Source organism: Kitasatospora griseola, from assembly GCF_044999035.1.
Taxonomy (GTDB): Bacteria; Actinomycetota; Actinomycetes; order Streptomycetales; family Streptomycetaceae; genus Kitasatospora; species Kitasatospora griseola.
Map to the genome: position 1 here is coordinate 3,870,169 of NZ_CP173360.1, position 19,202 is coordinate 3,889,370.

Genomic DNA, 19,202 nt, shown 5'->3' on the forward strand with positions numbered 1-19,202 from the left:
CGATGGCCGAGCCGCTGAGTGTCGCCTACTCGCCCTGCCCGAACGACACGTTCGTCTTCCACGCCTGGGCACACGGCCTGGTGGCGGGTGCGGACGCGCCCGAGGTCCGGTTCGCGGACATCGACATCACCAACGGGCTGGCCGAGCGCGGCGAACTGGACGTCCTGAAGATCTCCTACGGCCAGCTGCCGTGGGTGCTGGACGAGTACGCGCTGCTGCCGTGCGGCGGGGCGCTCGGCCGGGGCTGCGGGCCGCTGGTGCTGACTGCGGGGCCCCTCGACGCGGCCGGGCTGGCGGGGCGTCGGGTGGCGGTGCCGAGCGAGCGGTCCACCGCGTACCTGCTGTTCCGGCTGTGGGCGGCGGAGGCGGTGCCGGGCGGGTTCGGCGAGATCGTGGTGCTGCCGTTCCACGAGATCATGCCGGCGGTGCGGGACGGCCGGGTGGATGCCGGACTGGTGATCCACGAGGCGCGGTTCACGTACCAGCAGTACGGGCTGCACTGCCTGGCCGACATGGGCGAGGCGTGGGAGGCGGCGACGGGGCTGCCGATCCCGCTGGGCGCGATCGTGGCCCGGCGCTCGCTGGGCGCCGAGCGGCTGCGCGAGCTCGCCGGGACGGTGCGCTCCTCGGTGCGGCAGGCCTGGGCGGACCCGGCGGCCTCCCGGGAGTACGTGCTGGCGCACGCCCAGGAGATGGACCCGGCCGTCGCCGAGCAGCACATCGGGCTGTACGTCAACGAGTTCACCGCCGACCTCGGCGAGGACGGCTACGCGGCGGTGCGCGGGCTGCTCACCCGGGCCGCCGAGCAGGGACTCGTCCCCGCTGTCGACCCGGGCGCGCTGGCGTTCCCCTGAGCCGGGGTCACACGTCGAACTGGTCGGCGATCGCGCGCAGCACCATGGCGATCTTCTGGCCCTCGGGCTTGCTGGGGTAGCGGCCGCGCTGCAGGCCCGGCAGGACGCTGTCCAGCTTGGTGATCAGGTCCTGCACGATCGGGGCCATGTCGTCGGCGCTCTTGCGCTGGTTCGCGGCCACCGACGGCAGTGCGTCCAGCAGCGTCACATTCATCGCCTGGTCGCCGCGGTGGCCCGCGGCGATGCCGAACTCGACGCGCTGCCCCGGCCTCAGGGTGGTGACGCCCCCGGGCAGCGCCTTGGTGTGGACGAAGACCTCGCCGCCGTCGTCGCGCGACAGGAAGCCGTAGCCCTTCGTCTCGTTGAACCACTTGACCTGGCCGGTGGGCATCTCGAAAAGTCCTCGGTGTCGGGTGCGAGCGACCCCGTCGGGTCGCGGATGGATGTGCGCGGCTCGGCCGCCGGAACGGGCGGTCGGTGCCACTCAGTGCGGCAATGATCCCTCAGCGTGCGCCTCGGCGGCGACGGGATTCCGGGCCGGGGCGTGGCCGTGCCTCGCGCCTGTCGCGCCCTCCATCGGCCCACACCCCCTCATCGGCTCCGGGCGGGCATCTCGTGGACCAGCCGCTGGTCCGCCCGCGCGATGGCTGCATACCCGGGGTCCACGCGGGTCGAAACTCTTCGCGCGCACCGAGTTGCGCGCTGTGACGCCGGGCCGGTCAGGAGGGGTCGGCGAGGTGCCCGCCGAGCCAGCCCAGCGAGGCCGGGAGCATCCGCGACCAGGTGTTGAAGTTGTGCCCGCCGGTGTCCAGGGTGATCGCGGAGACGGTGGTCGCGGTGCCCTTGGCGGCGGCCCGGAACCGCTCGGTCTCGGTGAAGTAGTCGCCGTCGCCCTCCCGGCTGCCGCCCACCAGCAGCGCGGTGCCCGGGGCCGGCAGGTGCGCCAGGCGCCAGCTCAGGTCGGCCTGCTCGCGGCGCTGCGCGTCCCCGCCGAACAGGTCGCCGGTGGTCGGGTCCTCGGCCGCCCGGTAGTAGCCGGACAGCGACACCGCGGCGGAGAACACGTCCGGGTGACGCATCGCCAGCTTCAGCGCGCAGTACCCGCCGGTGGAGTTGCCGATCACGCCGAGGCTGCCCGGGCCCTGCGCGATCCGGTACGAGGAGCGCAGCGCGGACGGCACGTCCTCGCTGAAGTAGCGGTCGGACTGCGGGCCGCCCGGCACGTCCTCGCACTCGGTGTCGCGGGGCATCGCCGGGGACGGGCGCATCAGCACCAGCACCGTCGGCTTGGTCTTGTTCTCGACGGTGAGCTTCAGCTGCACCGCCGGGTAGTTCAGCTTGGTGATCAGGTTCTTGGCGTCGCCGGGGAAGCCGGTGATGGCGATCGCCGCCGGGAAGCGCTTGTCCTGGAAGGCCGCCTGGAAGTACTGCGGCGGCAGGTACACGTAGCCCTCGGTGGACAGGCCGGTGGCCGCGCCGGGCAGCCGGACCTTCTCCAACCGGCCGACCTGCGACGGGTCGCGGCCCAGCGCGCCGGTGTCGCGGACGTTCTCCGAGCTGATCCGCTCCACGCCCTTGGTGCGGCCGAGCAGCTGGTTCTGGATGGTCACCGGACCGTCGTCGTTGGTGCCCAGCAGGTCGGCCCAGCTGCTGTAGAAGGCGAAGTAGTTGTTGGCCACCAGACCCAGGGTGCACATCACGGCGAGCTGGGTGCCGACGATGGTGACCAGCCGCCCCAGCACCGCCCGCCAGCTGCGCCGGGCCAGCCGGGGCCACACCCAGACCGTGCCCGCCACCATCAGCACGGAGAACAGCGCCGACAGCGCCAGTACCTTGTGACTGGTCAGACCCATACCGCCGCGCGCCCTCGCTCCCCGCTGATTCCCCCGAAAGAATCAGCATGCCTGAGAGGTTCCTGGGAATTCTGAGCGTTCAGGTGGAACGCGTACGGCCGCGCCCCCGCCGATCGGCGGGGGCGTACGTGGGAAACTGGCACAAAGTCCGCGTGAAGGAGTGCAGAAGTGACCCGTCAGTCCCGCGATGCCGGTGAGACCCTGGTCCGCGTCGGCGGAGTGGTGTTCGTCCTCGGCACCCTCGCCACCATCGCGACGATGGTGCCGCTCTTCCTCGACCTGCCGCGGCTGCCGTCCATCGCGTGGGGGCTGTCCATGCTGATGCCGCTGGGCCTGCTGGTCGCGCTGACCGGACTGTTCACCACCGCCCGTGCCGAGTCGCGCCGCCGGCGCGCCGCCCGGGAGGCCGCCGCGAACGCCTGACGCGCCGTCAGGCCAGATGGGCGGAGAGCCAGGCGGGGAACTCGGTGAGGTCGTGCAGCACCACGTCCGCGCCCGCCGCGGCCAGTTCGGCGGCGCTGTACGGGCCGGTGGCCACGCCCACCGCGACGGCGTCGGCGGCCCGGGCGCCCCGGATGTCGCCCAGGTGGTCGCCGACGTAGACGTCCGCGCCGTGCGCGCGCAGCGCCTCGCCCTTGCCCTCCGCCCACAGGTCGCCGAGCAGCACGTCGACCTCCAGCCCGATGCCGTCCAGGTGCCGGCGCGCGTTCGGCTCCCACTTGCCGGTGATCACCAGCACCCGGCCGCCGACCGCCCGCACCGCCGCGACCGCCGCCAGCGCGCCGGGCAGCTCCAGCGACCCCGGCACCGCGTGCTCCACGTACAGCTCCCGGTAGCGGGCGACCACCGCGTCCAGCCGCTCCGGCGGGAACCAGTACCCCAGCTCCTGCGTGAGCGGCGGCCCGAGCCGGCTCACCGCCAGCTCCGAGTCGATGAAGGTGCCGGTCTCCGCGGAGAGCACGTCGTAGGTGTCCTTGATGCCCGGACGGGTGTCGAGGAGGGTCATGTCGAGGTCGAAGCCGACGGTCAGAGCCATGCCACCCAGCCTAACCAGCCCCGGTTTCCCGCCGGAAAAGCCGGACGGACGACCACATTGCGGACATACTGCTGGAGTCCGACCGTGCCACCGGAGCCGGAGGTCCCAGGTGTCGCCCCCGCTCTCCCGCCGTGCCGCCCTCGCCGGGCTGGGCGCCGTCCTGCTCACCGGCTGCGGCCCGCCCGAACTGCCCGCCGAGCCGCCCGCCGGGCCGTCCCTGCCGCAGACCGCCTCCGGGGCGCCGCCGCCCTCGCCCACCCCCAGCCCGACGCCGAGCGTCACCGTCAACGGCGCGGACGGGCCGGTGGCCGTTCCCGGCGGGGCGACCCGGGTGATCGCCCTGGACACCGCCGAGCTCGACTCCGCGATCACCCTCGGCATCCCGCCGGTCGGCGCCGCCAAGGCCCCGCTCGACCCCGGCCTGCCCGACTACTGGCCGGACTCCTGGCGGGCCCGGATCTCCGTCGTCGGCGACATCGCCGCCCCGCCGAACCCGGCCGCGATCACCCGCCTGCACCCGCAGCTGATCCTCTCCAACCGCACCCGCGACGCCGCCCACCTGGACGTCCTGCGCGGCCTCGCCCCCACCGTGCTCACCCAGACCACCGGCGCGCCCTGGAAGGAGAACTTCCAGCTGCACGCCGCCGCCCTGGACCGCCACGAACAGGCCGCCGCCGTGGTCACCGCCTACGCCCGCCACCTCGGCCAGGCCGCCCGGGCACTCGACTCCGCCGGCCTCGCCGGGCAGCACATCAGCCTGGTCCGCTTCGTCGAGGGCTCCCCCACCGTCCGCCTGTACGCCCGCCAGAACTTCCCCGGCAGCGTCCTCACCGACCTCGGCCTGCCCCGGCCCGACCCGCAGAACACCGACCAGTTCAACGTCGAGACCGCCCCCGACCAACTCGCCCACGCCGACGGCGACCTGCTCCTCTACTCCGGCTACGGCGACCCCGACGCCAACGGCCTCAACGCCGCCCTCGCCTCCCCCGCCTGGGCCGCCCTCGGAGCCGTCCGCGCCCACCGGGCCTTCCCCGTGAACGACCGACTCTGGTTCCAGGGCATCGGCTACACCGGCGCCCACTTCCTGATCGCCGACCTCCTCCACCTCCTCGGCGCGGCCTAGGCGGCAGCGAGCGCACGCCCGTCTGCGTCTCGCGCCGGCCGCTAGGCCTTGCGGCGGCGCAGCGTCATCGCCAGCAGGAACAGTGCCGTCAGTACGGCCGCCACGCGCAGGACGCCCGGGGCGGCCGCCCAGGTGGCGTGGCCGGCGTCGGTGCCGGGGGTCAGGGCGGTGCCCCAGCGGCCTTTCTCGCGACCCCAGTTCCACACCGTCAGTCCGGCGACGGTGATCAGCGGGATGCCCAGGACGGCGAACTTCTTCAGCAGGTCGGACAGTCCGCTAGACAGGTAGGCCAGGCCCCAGCCGAGCAGCATCGCCAGCAGCGAGCCGGTCGCCGCGCCGCCGATCAGCACCACCGCGCCGAGCAGCAGCAGCGGCGCGGGCCGCCGGGCCCCGCCGGCGGCGGCCGGGGCCTCCGGGGCGGGTTCGGGGGTCGGCTGCGGTCGGCCGAACAGGGCGCGCAGCGCTCGCGTCGCGAGGCCCGGGCGCGGCTCCGGGGCCGGGGGTTCCGGTTCGGGCTCCGGGTCCGGTTCGGGTGCGGCCTTCGGCTCCGGTTCCGGTTCTTCCGCCGGCAGGTCGAAGTAGACCTCCGTCCAGCCGGGGAACACCGAGGTGACGTCGGCGCGGCCGCGCCCCTCGGCCCACTGTGCGGCCCGGTCCACCTCGGCGGGGGACGGCCCGGGCGGCAGGTCGAACTCGACCTGGGGGACCGCCGGTTTGCCGAAGTCGACGGGCTGCCGGGCCGGCGGCACGCTCGGCTCCGGTGGGACGGCCGGCCGTTCCGGCGGCGGAGCGGGCACGTACACGCTCTCCCCGCTGTCCGAGCCGTCCGCCGACCCGCCCTCGCGCCACCACGAGCCGCCCGCCATCGCCCCGCCACCCGCCCTCACGTCGTACGTCCCGCCGCACCGAGACGGTACCCATCCGCACCCGCTCGAAGCGAGCCCCGGCCGGCGGTCGTCGATGCCCCCTCGGGCAGTTTCGCCGGGAGTTCTTCCCCCGTTCTGGGCCTCGGACGGGGGCGTTGACTAGGCTGGACCGGATGAGCGCACCGCAGAGCGCACCGCGCGCCACCCGCGCAGGCGCCCCCCGCACGCTGGCCGAGGAACTCCGCGGCCGGGAGGACGACGCTGTCGCCGCGCTGCTCCGGGCCCGTCCCGATCTGCTCAACCCGGTGCCGACCGACCTCACCCAGCTGTCCGCCCGGCTGTCCAGCCGGGCGTCCGTGCTGCGTGCGCTGGAGCGGCTCGACCGCTTCACCCTGCAGACGGCGGAGGCGTTGGCCGCCGCCCCCGAGGGCGCGTCCGACACCGTGGTGCGCAACCTGCTGGCCGGGCCGGCCCGGGTCAAGCCGCACTCCGGCGCGGACCCGGTGGACCGTGCCGCCGTCACGGCCGCGCTGCCGGGCGCGCTGGCCCGGCTGCGCGAACAGGCCCTGGTCTGGGGGCCGGACTCGTCGTTGCGCCTGGTCCTCGCCGTCCGTGAGGCGCTCGCCCCGAGCGCCGCCAACCCGGGCCGCACCGGTCTCGGTCCGACGCTCGCCGAGGCCACCGTCGGGATGTCGCCGGCCCGCCTCCAGCACCTGCTGGCCGGCGCCGGGCTGCCGGCCACGCCCGACCCGGTCACCGCCGTCGCCGCGCTCACCGCGCTGCTGGGCGACCGCAAGCGCCTGGCCGCGCTGCTCGACCAGGCTCCGCCCGCCGCCGTCGGACTGCTGGAGCGCCTGGTCTGGGGGCCGCCGACGGGCACCGTCCCGGACGCCGCCCGGCAGGTCACCGCCGCGGAGGCGCACAGCCCCGTCGAGTGGCTGCTGGCCCGCGGTCTGCTGCTGCCGTCCAGCCCCACCTCGGTGGTGCTGCCGCGCGAACTCGCCCTGCACCTGCGCGGCGGCCGTACGCATCGCGCCGTCGAACCCGCCCCGCCCGCCGTCGCGCCCGTCGTCGAGCGCGACCCCGCGACGGTCGACCTCACCGCCGCCGGGCAGGCCGCCGCCGCCGTCCGGATGCTGGAGGAGCTGCTCGAAGCCTGGGGCCTCACCCCGCCGCCCACGCTGCGGGCCGGCGGGCTGGGCGTCCGCGACCTCAAGCGTGCCGCCCAACTGCTGGAGAGCTCCGAGTCGGACGCCGCGTTCTGGCTCGAACTCGCCTGGACCTCGGGCCTGTTGGCCCCCGACGGCGAGATCGACGAGGTGTGGGCCCCGACGCCCGCGTACGACCAGTGGCGGCAGCAGGACACCGCCGACCGCTGGACGCTGCTGGCCCACGCCTGGCTCGCCGCCACCCGGGTCGGCCGACTGACCGGCACCCCCGACGGCAAGGGCCGGCCGCGCGCCGCGCTCGGCCCCGAGCTCGACCGCACGCTGGCCCCGTCCGTCCGCCGCGCCACCCTCACCCGGCTCGCCGAGCTGCCCCCGGGCGCCGCCGCCGGCGCCGACGCGCTGCTGCCCGTCCTGCGCTGGCACCGCCCGCTGCGCGGCGGCCCCGTCGGCCCGGACGGCCACGACCTGCGCGAGACGCTCACCGGCTGGACTCTGCACGAGGCCGAGCTGCTCGGCGTCACCGGCCGCGGCGCGCTCGCCGCCCCCGCCCGCGCGCTGCTCGCCGGCGCCGACCCGGCGCCGGTGCTCGCCCCGCTGCTGCCCGAGCCCCTCGACCACGTCATCCTGCAGCCCGACCTGACGGCGATCGCCCCCGGCCCGCTGCTCACCCCGCTCGCCCAGGCGCTCGCGCTCTGCGCCGACATCGAGTCCAAGGGCGGCGCGACCGTCTACCGCTTCACCCCGGAGTCCGTCCGCCGCGCCCTCGACGCCGGGCGCACCGCCGCCGACCTGCAGGGCTTCCTGGCGCAGCACTCCCGTACGCCCGTCCCGCAGCCGCTGGCCTACCTGATCGACGACGTCGCCCGCCGGCACGGCGTCCTGCGGGTCGGCGCGGCCTCGTCCTACCTGCGCTGCGACGACCCCCGGCTGCTCGGCGAGGTGCTCGCCGACCGGCGCGCCGCGGAGCTGCGGCTGCGGCTGCTCGCCCCGACCGTGCTGGCCGCGCAGACCCCGCCGGACACGCTGCTCGCCGTGCTGCGCACGATGGGGTACGCGCCCGCCGCGGAGTCCGCCGAGGGCGACGTGGTGATCACCCGCCCCGACGCCCGCCGCACTCCGCCGCGCACCGCGCCCGTTCCCGTGCCCGACGGTCCGGCCCGCCCCGACGACGTCCTGCTGGCCGCGGCGGTCCGCGCCGTCCGGGCCGGCGACCGGGCCGCGACCGCCCCGCGCAAGGACACCGTCGCCGGCCCCGCGGGCGCGGCCGTCCCGCGCACCGCTGCCGCCGACACCCTCGCCTCCCTGCAGACCGCCGTCCTGCTCGGCGAGCGCATGTGGATCGGCTACATCAACGCGGAGGGGCTCTCCTCGCAGCGCGTCATCGACCCGGTCAAGGTCGAGGGCGGGTTCGTCACGGCCTACGACCACCTCTCCGACGAAGTCCGGACGTTCGCGCTCCACCGCATCACCGGAGTCGCTGAAGTCGACGACTAGCCGAACGGCTCCCTGGATCCGCCCTGTGCATGATCAGTGCAAGGTTGACAGGGAACTGATGAAGACATTACTAATGTGCCGTCAGACTAGGCTTCCGAGGACGGCCCCGTGCGTGTACAACCGGGGCTCCGCACCCGGAGTTTGACGCGCCCCGCCCCTGCCCCCGCGTGCGCAGTCCGAGAGTGCGCCAGCCGAGGGCCACGTCCACGGAAACGAAACAGGTCTCCTGTCACATGCCCGGTACCGTCGCCCCCCTGCTGTCCGTCGTCATACCCATCTACAACGAGCAGGACGCGCTCCCGCTCACCGTTCAGCGCCTGCGTCCGATCCTGGACGGCATCGGGGAGAGCTACGAGGTCGTCGGGGTGAACGACGGCAGCTCCGACAACACCGCAGTGGTGCTCGCCGGACTGCAGCAGCAGTGGCCCCAGCTCCGGGTGATCCACCTGCGCCGCAACTCCGGCCACCAGGCCGCGCTGACCGCCGGCCTGCACAGCGCGTACGGCGAGTACGTGGTCAGCATCGACGCCGACCTCCAGGACCCGCCGGAGAAGATCGTCGACATGCTCGCGCTGGCCCGCGAGGGCTACGACATCGTCCAGGGCGTCCGCGACGACCGCAGCTCGGACACGATCTTCAAGCGCGGCACCGCGGCCGGCTACTACTGGCTGATGCGCCGCATGGTCGGCCGCAGCATCCCGAAGCACGCCGGCGACTACCGCCTGCTCAGCCGCGCCGCCGTGGACGCGCTGAAGTCGCTGCCCGAGACCCAGCCGGTCTACCGGCTGCTGGTGCCGTGGCTCGGCTTCCGCAGCACCGAGGTGACGTTCCAGCGCGAGGAGCGCGTGGCCGGCACCACCAAGTACCCGCTGTCCAAAATGGTCCGGCTGGCCGTCGACAGCATCACCAACTTCTCCGCCGCGCCGCTGCGCCTGGCCACCTGGCTCGGCCTCGGCAGCTTCGTTCTCGCGCTCCTGCTCGCCGCGTACAGCACCTATGAGCACATCGTCGGCCGGACCACGCCCGGCTGGTCCTCGCTCTTCATCGGCATCGTCTTCTTCGGCGGCGTGCAGCTGGTCTGCGTCGGCCTGCTCGGCGAGTACGTCGGCCGGATCTACGCCGCGGTCCAGGGCCGCCCCGCCTACTTCATCGGCTCCGACTCCGCGGAGCAGGAGCGGACGACGTTCGGGGCCACCGGGATCAGCGCCGAGGAGCTGACTCGGCCCGTCCCCGCACAGGTTGGCTGAACTGCACCGATGAGTACGGATCAACTGCAGGACCCGCACGCCGAAACCGCTGCCGAGCAGCCCGCCGCACGTCGCGGGCCGCTCGGTGCGGTGTTCCGCTGGCTGCCGGCCGGCGCCGCCCTCGCGCTGTTCTACGGCGCGTTGCTGGCGAGCCACACGTCGCCGCTCGACATCGCCAAGTACACGTTCTACGCGGTCTGGGCGGTGCTGCTGCCCGGCACCCTGGTCTACCGCTCGCTGCGCCGGACCCCGCACACCCTGATCGAGGACCTGGCGCTCGGCGCGGTGACCGGCCTGGCGCTGGAACTGGCCGCCTGGGCGCTGTTCACCGGCCTCGGCGTGCAGTCGGCCGCCATCGTGTGGCCGCTGGCCGTGGTGCTGCCCTTCGCCCTGGTGCCACGGCTGCGCCGGCACTGGCGTCCGCGCGACTACACGGCGCGGCCCTCGCTCGGCTGGTCCTGGGCGGTCGCAGGCACGGTCGCGTCCACCACCGCGTACATCTACCGGGTCTTCATGGACATGTACCCGGTGCTGCCGCCCGACGACCGGACCCGGCAGTTCGTCGACCTTCCCTACCTGCTCTCGCTGGCCGGCAACGCCAAGCACAACGTCCCGTTGACGCTCCCCCAGGTCTCCGGCGAACCGCTGGCCTACCACTGGTTCGCCTTCGCGCACATGGCGATGACCAGCAGCATCGGCCACATCGACCTGCCGGTCGTGGAGATGCGCCTGATGGTGCCTGGGCTGTGCGCCCTGCTCATGGTGGTGGCCGCGGTCGTCGCCTGGCGCGTGACCGACCGGGCCTGGGCCGGACCGGTCGCGGGCCTGCTGCTGTTCGCGATCGGCGAGTTCAACGCCGCGGGCTCGCCGCGGCTCCCGTTCGGCTCGGCCACGACCTCGGTGATGATCTGGGCCAGCCTCTCGCTGACCTACTGCCAGCCCCTGCTGCTCGCACTGATCGCCGCCGTCGGTGACGGCTTGATCGGCCGCAAGGACGGGACCAGGCGGGTCCCCGCCTGGGGCCGGGGCGGGCGCTACGCGCTGATCGCGCTGTTCGCCTTCGCGTCCAGCGCGGCCAAGGCGACCTCGCTGCCGGTCACGCTCGCCGCAGTGGCCTTCGCCGGTGTCATCATGCTGATCCGCGACCGCCGGATCCCGTGGGACGTGGTCGGCGCCGGCGCGGTGGTCGTGGCGGCCCAGTTCTTCTCGACCGCGGTGATCTTCAACTTCCAGAGCTACGGCCTGGGCGTCCACCCCCTGGTCAACCTCTCCGGCTACTGGGCCGACCCGCAGAACCAGCGCGGGCAGGTCAGCCAGGCATTCGTGATCGCGAGCGTGTGGGTGGCCTTCCTGCTCAACTCGCAACTGCGGGTCGCCGGCGCGCTCCCGCTGATGTGGCGGCGCAAGCTGCGGCTGGAGCCGGTGCAGTGGATGCTGCTGGGCGGCGCCATCGCCGGGCCGGCCGTGTTCCTGATGCTGAACGGCTGGAACTCCAGCTACTTCACCCACGCGGGCCTGCCTTTCGGCGTGCTGCTGTCGGCCTGGGGCTACTGCGAGGCCTTCGAGCGGGCGCGGCTGTCGCGCGCGGCCAAGGCCGTGCTCGCGGTCGTCTCGCTGGCCGGCGTCGCCGCTCTGACGGCGCTGCTCCACTACGGCGAGCGCCGCTGGCGGGAGACCGTCGAGAACCTGCTCTGGGGCAACCACGAGTGGCACACCTACGGCGAGCTGGTGCCGATGCTGGGCCTCGCCGCGGCGCTGGCCGCCGTCGTCCTGGTCGGCGGCCTGCTGTGGTGGCTGGCCTCCCGCCGCTTCGAGGGGCTGCGCAAGCGCGGGGGCATCGTGGTGCTGACCGGTGCGCTGCTGCTCGGCACGCCGACGCTGATGATCGACGTGATCACCCCGTACAGCGGCCTGGCCTCGTTCGGCGCCGTGCCGCTGCCGGCCTCCCGGGTGGACGCGGCCCGCTGGGTCCGCGACCACAGCAACCCGGACGACGTCCTGCTCACCAACTCGCACTGCACCACGCCGGACTACTTCCGCGAGCCCGACAAGGTGTGCGACGTGATGGACATGCAGTCGTTCTGGCTGAGCGGCTACTCCGAGCGCTCCGTGCTCATCGAGGGGTGGATCTTCGCCCCGCGCCTGCAGGGAGCCGACCTGACCTTCTGGGACCAGGACCTGCTGGCCATGAACGAGCAGGCGGTCAAGGCGCCCACCGCGCCGCTGCTGCAGCGACTGAGCGCCGAGCACCACGTGCGCTTCGTGGTCGTCGACCGCCACATCGGCCAGGAGTCCCCGGAGCTGGCCTCGCTCGCCGAGAAGGTCTACGACACCGGCAAGATGGCGGTCTACAAGCTCCGCTGAGCCCCTGCCCGGCATGACCCGGCCCGCGGATCCTCGGATCCGCGGGCCGGAGGCGTTCCCGGACGCGGCCGCCTACTTGCCGGCGTGCTGCTTCGCGTCCTCCTCGGCCTTCTGCTTCTTCGCCTGCTCCATGATCGCGTGCGGGTCCGGCATCTTCGGCTCGACGCCCGTCAGCAGGCCGGTGCCGGTGAAGACGAGGGTGCCGAGCAGGCCGCCGGGCTGGCCGACGTCCGCCACCTGGTCGAGGGCCGGGGTCTCGTCGGCGGCGTGGGCCGGCACCGCTCCGAGGGTGGTGGCGAGGGCCGCGCCGGAGAGCGCGAGGCCGGCCAGGAATCGGTTGCGCATGGTCATGGCCTGCCCAACGAGCCGGCCGCCCGACGGTCACTGCCGCGGGACCCCGGGTTCCGGTCGGATGATCCGCAGGAGCATCCCGCGGGCGGCGGTTAGACTGCCGAACGGCCGGGGTGGCAGGGTCCACCCGCGCGGAATCGGGCCTTCACCGGCCCGCGACAGGACCGGAGCCGTGACCACTTCCCCCGCTCTGCAGCCCCCGGTCGCCCATTCGGCGACGGACCGCACGTCCGGGTTCCGGCTGACCCGCCGCCGCCGTACCGTCCTGTTCACCGTGCTGAGCTTCGCGGTCTGCCTGGCGCTCGGCGTCCAGCAGTGGACCTCGCTCCAGCTGGGTGGCTTCGACCTGGGCATCTTCGACCAGGGCGTGCGCGGCTACGCGCACTTCGGGCTGCCGGTGTCGACGCTGAAGAGCGTCCACCACGAGTTCCCGCCGGGCTTCTCGCTGCTGGGCGACCACTTCTCGCCGGTGCTGGCGCTGCTCGCCCCGCTGTACTGGGTGTGGGACGACCCGCGGATGCTGCTGGTCGGGCAGGCGGCGCTGTTCGCGGCGGGCGTCCCGCTGGTGCGCCGGATCGCGAGCCGGGCGTTCGCGGGCGCCGACGCGCGGGTCCGCACCCGGGTGCTGGACGGCGCGGCGCTGGTGTACGGCCTGGGCTGGCCGCTGCTGATCTCCTCGCGCAGCGGGTTCCACGAGGTGGGGTTCGCCGTTCCGCTGTTCCTGCTGCTGTTCGAGCGGGCGGGGGCGCGGCGCTGGACGGGGGCGGCGCTGGCGGCGCTGCTGCTGTGCGCGACCAAGGAGGACCTGGGGCTCGCGGTCGGCATGTTCGGCGCGGTGCTGCTGTGGCGCGAGCGCGGCGGCACGGACCGGTGGGCGAAGGTGCTCGGCTGGGCGCTGCTGGTGGGCGGGCCGCTGGCGAGCGCGGTGGAGATCGGCTGGTTGATTCCGGCGATGGGCGGCGTGCCCGGCTACTACTGGAACTACGGCCAGCTCGGCGCGGACGGCGGCCAGGCGCTGCGGCACGTGCTCGGCAATCCGTGGCTGCTGGTGGAGTCGGCGTTCTCCAGCCCGTTGAAGCCGATGCTGCTCGGCTGGCTGCTGCTCACCACCGCGGCGCTGCCGCTGCGCTCGGCGACCTCGCTGGTCGCGCTGCCGCTGCTGGCGGAGCGGATCCTGTCCGACAACCCGAACCACTGGTCGATCGCCCGGCACTACGACGCGTTCCTGTGGCCGATCCTGGTGACCGCCGCGATCGAGACCCTGGGCGTCCTGTGGGCCCGCGGCCACTTCCGGCAGGTCCGCCGGCTGGGCGCAACCGCCGCCGTCCTCTCGCTCGCCGCGTCCGCCGCGCTCGGCGTCTACCACCTGGCGGTCCCGTACGAGTGGCAGCCCAAGCCGTCGACGGCGGCGCTGGCCCGCGCGGCGAAGCTGATCCCGGACGGCGCCACCGTGGAGGCCGACAACCAGGTCGCGCCGCGCCTGACCAACCGCACCCGCGTGATGCTGGCCGACGGCACCCCGCGCGGCCAGGAGTACGTGATCCTGCGCTACACGCAGCGCGCCTTCCCGTTCCAGCGCGACCCGGAGCAGGCCGAGTACCGCGCCTTCCTGCTGGCCCACGGCTACCAGGAGCTCTTCGACCAGGACGGCGTCACGCTGCTCCGGCACACCGGCACCGACCCCGTCCCCGGCGCCCACCTGCCCGGGCCCGGCTCCACCCCGTACCAGGAGATCATCCCGCCGGACGTCGGCCACGACTTCTTCCTCGGCTGACCGACCGGCCGGCCCGACGGCGGCTCAACTGTGCGGCGCGCCTTCGCATTTCGGGTCGCGTCCGGGATGCGGAAGGGGGGCGGAATCCGGCCGGGCGCGCGTGCTACTTTGCAGCGTGTCGACGACAGATCCCGTATCCGGCCCGGCCATCGGAACCCACGGCATTCCGCTGCCGCGCCGGGGCGCGGCCGCGCCGGGCCCCGGGCCGGGCGGCGGGCCGGTCCCGCTGCCCTCGCTGACCGGTCTGCGGTGGACGGCCGCGCTGATGGTCTTCCTGTTCCACGTGTGGATCGTCGAGTACTTCGGCGGCCGGATCGGCGGCACGCTGGGCTTCGCCTTCGGGGCCGGGAACACCGGGGTGTCGTTCTTCTTCGTGCTCTCCGGGTTCGTGCTCGCCTGGTCGACGCCGCCGGGCAGCGGCGGGGTCGTCCGGTTCTGGCGGCGCCGCTTGGCGCGGGTCTACCCGCTGCACCTCGCCACGGCGCTGCTCGCGCTGGCGATGGCGTACTTCCTGGCCGCCGGGACGCTGCCGGAGACCCGGCAGCTGTTCGCGAACCTGTTCCTGGTGCAGTCCTGGCCGCAGGACGTGAGCTTCTACCAGAGCGCCAACCCGGTCAGCTGGTCGCTCGCCTGCGAGGCGTTCTTCTACCTGCTGTTCCCGCTGATCGTCCGCCCGCTGCGGGCCACGGGCTGGCGCGGCAGCGCGGTCCTCGCGGCCGTCTCGACGGCCCTGGTGATCACCATGCCGATGCTGGTCGACGGCTGGCTGCACCCGGTGGACACCGGTTGGGCGGTCTACTACTTCCCGCTCGCCCGGCTGCCCGAGTTCCTGCTCGGCGTCGCGCTGGCCGAACTGGTCCGGGCCGACCGGTGGCAGGGCCCCGGGCTCACCGTCTCGCTCGCCCTGACCGTGGGCGGCTACTTCATGGCCTCGCAGGCGGACTACCTCTACCGCTACGCCGCCTGCACGGTGATCGGATTCGCCCTGCTGATCCCCGCCGCCGCGACGGCCGACCTGCGCGGCGAGCCCTCGCCCTGGCGCGGGCGCCTCGCCGTGCGGCTGGGCGAACTCTCCTTCGCCTTCTACATGGTGCACATCCTGGTCATCCGGACCGGCGAGAGCCTGTTCCGCCCGCACCCCAAGGAACCGTGGCCGACCGGCCTGCTGGTGAGCTGCACCGCCTTCGCGATCTCGCTGGCGGTGGCCTGGCTCCTGCACACCCTCGTCGAGGTCCCCGGCCGCCGGCTGCTGCTGCGCCCCTGGTCCGGACGCGACCCCGGGGCGCGGTAGCCCGGCACGACCGCCCGCCGATGCGGCACACTGGAGGTTTGGCCCGCGCGGAAGGGGATGCACAGGCGTGAACGGACCGCTGATCGTGCAAGCGATCAAGTCTGATTCACATACTAGTGATGTGTCGTCCCCTGCCATGCGCCCCAACGGAGTTCAGCAGGGACGGCCACGATCCCACAGTTCCTCTGCGTGGGCCGCGAACCGGCCGAACATCCCGTCCTCCTGCTGACGGCGCAGGTGCATCATCGGCGAGTCATGGCCGACGACACGGGCCAGGTGGGGCGTCACGAGCGCCTGGGAATCGAACCGGAACACGGACAGGCCGACATGGTTAGTGGCGTCGTCAGCGGCGCTGTAGCGGGCCTCCACGCCCGTCACGTCACGCAGCTTTGCCAGGTTCTCCAGCGTGATCCGGATGCGGGTGGAGACAGTCAGGGCCACGTCCTCGATCGCCTCCCGTTGCCGCGTGACTTCCCCGTCCGGATCGCCCAGAAGGAACCGGACTCGGCAACCGGCCTCCGCCTTTCGACGCAGGCTCTCGACCAGGTTGGGCTGTTCCAGCCACAGGAAGTAGTTGGTGTAGCCCGCGAAGAGGAGATCCGTCCGGGCGTTCTTGATCAGGTCCCCCCACACGGTGGACGGACAGGCGGACCGGTACGGGTAGCTCCGGATGATCTCCCGATCCGGGCCGATCTTGAGCGCATCCCGAACTGCCTTCGGCCACAGCATCGTTGAATCAACTCCCAGCACCTTGGCGGCATCCTCGCGGTTGCGGGCGTGGGGGATCAGCCGGCCGTCGGACAACCACCGCTCAACGGTCTTGCCTGACACTCCCACCCGGCCCGCCAACTGACGCGGCGAGAGGCCGGCGGCGGACATAGCCGATCGTAAGGCGGCGTTCAAGACTTCTCCCAGGGACGTTTGGGCCTTTTCCGAACCTACTGCTGCGACAGCCCAACTGTCTTACGTAAATGCCGAATTCACCCAAGAGGGCGCGCAAGTGTGGGCCGTGGACCGATCGGACGGAGGAGCAGCCCATGCCCACAACGCCCCATCAGCGCTACAGAGTGGTGCCCGCGCCGGCAGAGCCCGGCGCACTGCTCACGGATCTCTGGGGCTTGGCCGACTGCGCCGATGCCGACAGCCCCGTGACTCGACCGAACGGCGAGCCGATGGTGTTCCCGTTCTTCGGAGATGCCGTGAGGTGGGCAGATGAGCACTCCTGAGCAGTGGGAGCCTCACGAGGGCGGGACGGCCCATGACCGGCGCTCCGATCAGCCGGTGCGGGTGATGGCGGTGCACTCCTGCGGCGTGTTCGTCCGACGCCTTCGTGACGGACGAGAGAGCATCACCACGCTGGGCGAACTCGCCCCGCCGGTACATTCGGCCCCGACGCAATGACGGACGCCCTCGGCCGGGCCTGGGATGCGGCTGCCCGCTTCGTTGCTCTGACGGGTGAGCAGGTGCGGGTGTCGCAGGTGGCCGGCGGCGTACAACTCAGTTTCCGTGCAACGCCCATGGATGGTGCCCTGCACCTTGAAGTGCTTCGAGTCCTGGGTGACTCCGAGCGCTTCGGGCATGACCGGCTACCCGACGGCAACGGAGAGTTGTGGGCCACCTACCACGAGAGCCGCCCGTGACCGGCTGACCAAAAACGGCATCACACCCAGGGCGCGCGCGGCGAGCTGGGACCGGGATCGCTGAGCATTGGCCTGCCGAACTTTCGCGCCGCCCAGGCCTCGCGCCCCGATACGCCGGGGGCCATTCGGCCAGATATCGGGCAGGCGAGGAGCTTGCCCGAGATCACAGTCAGGATTACGGCTCCCGATCATGCTCGGAACCAGACCAGATGGGACGCCGGCTAAACCGCTCCGCCACCCGTGTCGCAACACGCTCTGTCCACAAGGGGCTGTGGACCATGCTGTGGATGAACCGGCGAGTGCTGTGGATTGCGCTGATCAGAGGCTGTGGGCACAAGATGTAGTGCACCTGGCTGGGCTGTGCACAACATCTTGGTGTCGCATGGTGTTTGCGAGTGTCGGTGTGTCCTGCTTCACTGAGTGCTGCTCAGAGTGAGCAGGCCCCAACGTCGGGGTCGACAAAGAGTCATGCCCACCCGGATGTTGGGGCCCGTTGCGTTGGTCGCGCGGTCGGACCCTACCCCGTCGTAGCTGGTCTACCAAGGGGGCATCCCCCGAAGGTGGTAGATGCCTCAGGAAGGAATGTCCCATGGCCGGAAGGCCCAGGACTGTGCACGTGACGCAGCGTACGGACGGCAAGTGGCAGGCGAAGGACGACACGGCGACGCGAGCGATCGTGGTTGCCGACACGCAGGCGGCGGCGGATCGCCGTGCTGCCGAGGTCGTCCGGAACTCCGGCGGCGGTGAGGTCATCCGGCATGGTCGGAACGGCACGATCGTGGACAAGCGCACGATCAAGCCCGGCAACGACCCCTACCCGCCGAAGGGTTGAGTAGCTATGGCCAAGTATTCGATCAACTCCGGGTACTCCGACTATCGGACCGTCGATGCGTGGATCTACCGGGTTGAGGGCGACTTCATTCACTTCGTGGATGAAGACAACACGCCCGTGCTGACGGTTCGAGCGGGGCAGGTCTACGTGATCGAGCGGGAGGAGCCCGTGGCCGCCTGAGTGCCGTGATCCGGACCAGACGCGGACCGGATGTAGCTGTCTGGAACTGAGCGCGGGCCTCGGGGCGGGTCATCCGAGGTCCGCGCCCAAATCCGTCAGCGGCCCGTGAGGCCGCTCATTCTGGGCCGCGCTGGGGCGGCTGGCGGCAGTCAACCTTGACGGCCGATGGCGAGTTTCCGCAGGTCATCGCAGCTTCCGGTGGCGACGCTGCTGGTTAGGTCGGTGACACGTCACTCCTGGCCGAGGTGACGGTACAGGGTCGCGCGGCTCACGCCGAGTGCCTTGGCGATGGCCGTGACGCTCTCCCCTTTCGCCTGTCGGGCACGGGCGGCGGCGAGCTTGTCGGCGTCCAGTACATTCGGCCGACCGCCGGTGCGGCCCTGTGCTTTGGCAGCGTCCAGGCCGGCCCGGGTGCGGTCCTTGATAAGGCTCCGCTCGAACTCCGCCATAGCGCCCACCACTTGGAGCATCAGGCGGCCGTCGGGCGTGTTCGGATCGATGCTCGCCAGCGCACCCGTCAGCACCTTGAAGCCGATGCCCCGGGCCGACAGCGCGTCCACCATCGTCACCAGGTCGATCAGCGAACGGGCGAAGCGGTCCAGCTTCCACACGCACAGGGTGTCACCCGGGCGCAAGTAGTCCAGGACGGCGGCAAGCTCCGGACGGTCGGTGTTCTTGCCCGACGCCTTGTCCGTGAAGATCCGGGAGCAGCCCGCTTCGGCGAGTGCATCGCGCTGGAGCTGCGCCTCCTGGTCGTCGGTGGAGACTCGCGCGTAGCCGATCAGGTGTCCCGTGTTCTTCGCCATGCCCCAACCGTCTCATAACTCGTCTCGCAACCCCAAGGGCTTTCGGCAAATTGTGAGACGGGTTTTGAACGCCTGGACGCCCCTTCTGGGGCTTGTTCTCCACTCGTCTCACAAACCATCGTTTCTGAGAGGGGCGAACGCGGTGACTCTCCGTCATACGACGGCCGGACCGGCCTGACACGGCGAAGCGGCGCAACCGGAGCACGGAGCCTCCAGCGTCCGGAGCTGCCCCGCGTGCTGGAATGGCACCTCGCAGCCGACTCTCGTTTTAGCTATAGGTTTCTATGGTCATTTGGAATTTCGATCAAAAACAACACAACAG

Annotated in this window: 18 protein-coding genes; 11 read left to right on the forward strand and 7 right to left on the reverse strand. The window is 72.4% G+C overall.

Features of this window, described 5'->3' with window-relative positions:
* Positions 1-2: 2 nt before the first annotated feature.
* The gene (locus ACI1MP_RS17320; RefSeq protein WP_404868981.1) at positions 3-854 is read left to right on the forward strand and encodes a 1,4-dihydroxy-6-naphthoate synthase; all 852 of its coding nucleotides are present in this window, start codon (positions 3-5) and stop codon (positions 852-854) included.
* Positions 855-861: 7 nt separating this feature from the next.
* Here the strand turns inward: ACI1MP_RS17320 and ACI1MP_RS17325 are convergent, their stop codons facing one another.
* Both ACI1MP_RS17325 and ACI1MP_RS17330 read right to left on the reverse strand, forming a co-directional pair.
* The gene (locus ACI1MP_RS17325; RefSeq protein WP_043915622.1) at positions 862-1,245 is read right to left on the reverse strand and encodes a cold-shock protein; all 384 of its coding nucleotides are present in this window, start codon (positions 1,243-1,245) and stop codon (positions 862-864) included.
* Between the two features lie 328 nt (positions 1,246-1,573).
* Entirely contained in the window at positions 1,574-2,707 is a 1,134-nt protein-coding gene (locus ACI1MP_RS17330; RefSeq protein WP_380339845.1) for an alpha/beta hydrolase, read from the reverse strand.
* Between the two features lie 168 nt (positions 2,708-2,875).
* Between ACI1MP_RS17330 and ACI1MP_RS17335 the strand changes: the two genes are divergently transcribed.
* Positions 2,876-3,130 (forward strand): hypothetical protein, encoded by a 255-nt coding sequence (locus ACI1MP_RS17335; RefSeq protein WP_043915620.1) that lies wholly within the window; start codon positions 2,876-2,878, stop codon positions 3,128-3,130.
* Between the two features lie 7 nt (positions 3,131-3,137).
* Here the strand turns inward: ACI1MP_RS17335 and ACI1MP_RS17340 are convergent, their stop codons facing one another.
* Entirely contained in the window at positions 3,138-3,743 is a 606-nt protein-coding gene (locus tag ACI1MP_RS17340; protein ID WP_404868982.1) for an HAD family hydrolase, read from the reverse strand.
* A gap of 109 nt (positions 3,744-3,852) precedes the next feature.
* Between ACI1MP_RS17340 and ACI1MP_RS17345 the strand changes: the two genes are divergently transcribed.
* Positions 3,853-4,866, forward strand: coding sequence for an ABC transporter substrate-binding protein (locus tag ACI1MP_RS17345; protein ID WP_404868983.1), 1,014 nt, complete (start codon positions 3,853-3,855; stop codon positions 4,864-4,866).
* A 41-nt stretch (positions 4,867-4,907) separates the two neighbouring features.
* On the opposite strand, the gene ACI1MP_RS17350 is transcribed toward ACI1MP_RS17345, so the two are convergent.
* Positions 4,908-5,732: a hypothetical protein gene (locus tag ACI1MP_RS17350; RefSeq protein ID WP_404868984.1), complete on the reverse strand. Its 825-nt coding sequence runs from the start codon at positions 5,730-5,732 to the stop codon at positions 4,908-4,910.
* 173 nt (positions 5,733-5,905) lie between these two features.
* Between ACI1MP_RS17350 and ACI1MP_RS17355 the strand changes: the two genes are divergently transcribed.
* The 3 genes from ACI1MP_RS17355 to ACI1MP_RS17365 all read left to right on the forward strand — a co-directional run bounded on the left by ACI1MP_RS17355 (position 5,906) and on the right by ACI1MP_RS17365 (position 12,006).
* Positions 5,906-8,395 carry a helicase-associated domain-containing protein gene (locus ACI1MP_RS17355; protein WP_404868985.1) on the forward strand — a complete coding sequence of 830 codons (2,490 nt, stop codon included), beginning with the start codon at positions 5,906-5,908 and terminating at the stop codon, positions 8,393-8,395.
* Between the two features lie 233 nt (positions 8,396-8,628).
* Positions 8,629-9,642 carry a glycosyltransferase family 2 protein gene (locus ACI1MP_RS17360; RefSeq protein WP_380339827.1) on the forward strand — a complete coding sequence of 338 codons (1,014 nt, stop codon included), beginning with the start codon at positions 8,629-8,631 and terminating at the stop codon, positions 9,640-9,642.
* A 9-nt stretch (positions 9,643-9,651) separates the two neighbouring features.
* On the forward strand, positions 9,652-12,006 hold the full coding sequence (locus ACI1MP_RS17365) for a hypothetical protein (protein WP_380339824.1): 2,355 nt from the start codon (positions 9,652-9,654) through the stop codon (positions 12,004-12,006).
* A 72-nt stretch (positions 12,007-12,078) separates the two neighbouring features.
* Here ACI1MP_RS17365 and ACI1MP_RS17370 read toward each other — a convergent pair whose 3' ends face one another.
* Complete coding sequence (locus tag ACI1MP_RS17370; protein ID WP_404868986.1) at positions 12,079-12,351, reverse strand: hypothetical protein; 273 nt, start codon at positions 12,349-12,351, stop codon at positions 12,079-12,081.
* Between the two features lie 178 nt (positions 12,352-12,529).
* Here ACI1MP_RS17370 and ACI1MP_RS17375 point away from each other — a divergent pair, with 178 nt between their 5' ends.
* Both ACI1MP_RS17375 and ACI1MP_RS17380 read left to right on the forward strand, forming a co-directional pair.
* Positions 12,530-14,131 (forward strand): DUF2079 domain-containing protein, encoded by a 1,602-nt coding sequence (locus tag ACI1MP_RS17375; RefSeq protein ID WP_404868987.1) that lies wholly within the window; start codon positions 12,530-12,532, stop codon positions 14,129-14,131.
* Positions 14,132-14,246: 115 nt separating this feature from the next.
* Positions 14,247-15,422: an acyltransferase family protein gene (locus tag ACI1MP_RS17380; RefSeq protein WP_404868988.1), complete on the forward strand. Its 1,176-nt coding sequence runs from the start codon at positions 14,247-14,249 to the stop codon at positions 15,420-15,422.
* A 153-nt stretch (positions 15,423-15,575) separates the two neighbouring features.
* On the opposite strand, the gene ACI1MP_RS17385 is transcribed toward ACI1MP_RS17380, so the two are convergent.
* Positions 15,576-16,301: a helix-turn-helix domain-containing protein gene (locus tag ACI1MP_RS17385; RefSeq protein WP_404868989.1), complete on the reverse strand. Its 726-nt coding sequence runs from the start codon at positions 16,299-16,301 to the stop codon at positions 15,576-15,578.
* Between the two features lie 518 nt (positions 16,302-16,819).
* Here ACI1MP_RS17385 and ACI1MP_RS17390 point away from each other — a divergent pair.
* From ACI1MP_RS17390 to ACI1MP_RS17400, 3 genes are all read left to right on the forward strand, one after another.
* Complete coding sequence (locus ACI1MP_RS17390; RefSeq protein WP_404868990.1) at positions 16,820-17,062, forward strand: hypothetical protein; 243 nt, start codon at positions 16,820-16,822, stop codon at positions 17,060-17,062.
* A 616-nt stretch (positions 17,063-17,678) separates the two neighbouring features.
* Positions 17,679-17,894: a DUF2188 domain-containing protein gene (locus tag ACI1MP_RS17395; RefSeq protein ID WP_400715137.1), complete on the forward strand. Its 216-nt coding sequence runs from the start codon at positions 17,679-17,681 to the stop codon at positions 17,892-17,894.
* A 6-nt stretch (positions 17,895-17,900) separates the two neighbouring features.
* Positions 17,901-18,074 (forward strand): hypothetical protein, encoded by a 174-nt coding sequence (locus ACI1MP_RS17400; RefSeq protein WP_404868991.1) that lies wholly within the window; start codon positions 17,901-17,903, stop codon positions 18,072-18,074.
* A 230-nt stretch (positions 18,075-18,304) separates the two neighbouring features.
* Here ACI1MP_RS17400 and ACI1MP_RS17405 read toward each other — a convergent pair whose 3' ends face one another.
* On the reverse strand, positions 18,305-18,880 hold the full coding sequence (locus ACI1MP_RS17405) for a recombinase family protein (RefSeq protein WP_404868992.1): 576 nt from the start codon (positions 18,878-18,880) through the stop codon (positions 18,305-18,307).
* Positions 18,881-19,202 lie beyond the last annotated feature (322 nt).

Bases quoted from the DNA above. Each gene is read 5' to 3' on its own strand.
- ACI1MP_RS17355 (WP_404868985.1), top strand. From the start codon at position 5,906: ATGAGCGCACCGCAGAGCGCACCGCGCGCCACCCGCGCAGGCGCCCCC.
- ACI1MP_RS17330 (WP_380339845.1), bottom strand. From the start codon at position 2,707: ATGGGTCTGACCAGTCACAAGGTACTGGCGCTGTCGGCGCTGTTCTCC.
- ACI1MP_RS17350 (WP_404868984.1), bottom strand. From the start codon at position 5,732: ATGGCGGGCGGCTCGTGGTGGCGCGAGGGCGGGTCGGCGGACGGCTCG.
- ACI1MP_RS17320 (WP_404868981.1), top strand. From the start codon at position 3: ATGGCCGAGCCGCTGAGTGTCGCCTACTCGCCCTGCCCGAACGACACG.
- ACI1MP_RS17405 (WP_404868992.1), bottom strand. From the start codon at position 18,880: ATGGCGAAGAACACGGGACACCTGATCGGCTACGCGCGAGTCTCCACC.
- ACI1MP_RS17390 (WP_404868990.1), top strand. From the start codon at position 16,820: ATGACGGACGCCCTCGGCCGGGCCTGGGATGCGGCTGCCCGCTTCGTT.
- ACI1MP_RS17385 (WP_404868989.1), bottom strand. From the start codon at position 16,301: ATGTCCGCCGCCGGCCTCTCGCCGCGTCAGTTGGCGGGCCGGGTGGGA.
- ACI1MP_RS17340 (WP_404868982.1), bottom strand. From the start codon at position 3,743: ATGGCTCTGACCGTCGGCTTCGACCTCGACATGACCCTCCTCGACACC.
- ACI1MP_RS17325 (WP_043915622.1), bottom strand. From the start codon at position 1,245: ATGCCCACCGGCCAGGTCAAGTGGTTCAACGAGACGAAGGGCTACGGC.
- ACI1MP_RS17365 (WP_380339824.1), top strand. From the start codon at position 9,652: ATGAGTACGGATCAACTGCAGGACCCGCACGCCGAAACCGCTGCCGAG.
- ACI1MP_RS17360 (WP_380339827.1), top strand. From the start codon at position 8,629: ATGCCCGGTACCGTCGCCCCCCTGCTGTCCGTCGTCATACCCATCTAC.
- ACI1MP_RS17400 (WP_404868991.1), top strand. From the start codon at position 17,901: ATGGCCAAGTATTCGATCAACTCCGGGTACTCCGACTATCGGACCGTC.
- ACI1MP_RS17370 (WP_404868986.1), bottom strand. From the start codon at position 12,351: ATGCGCAACCGATTCCTGGCCGGCCTCGCGCTCTCCGGCGCGGCCCTC.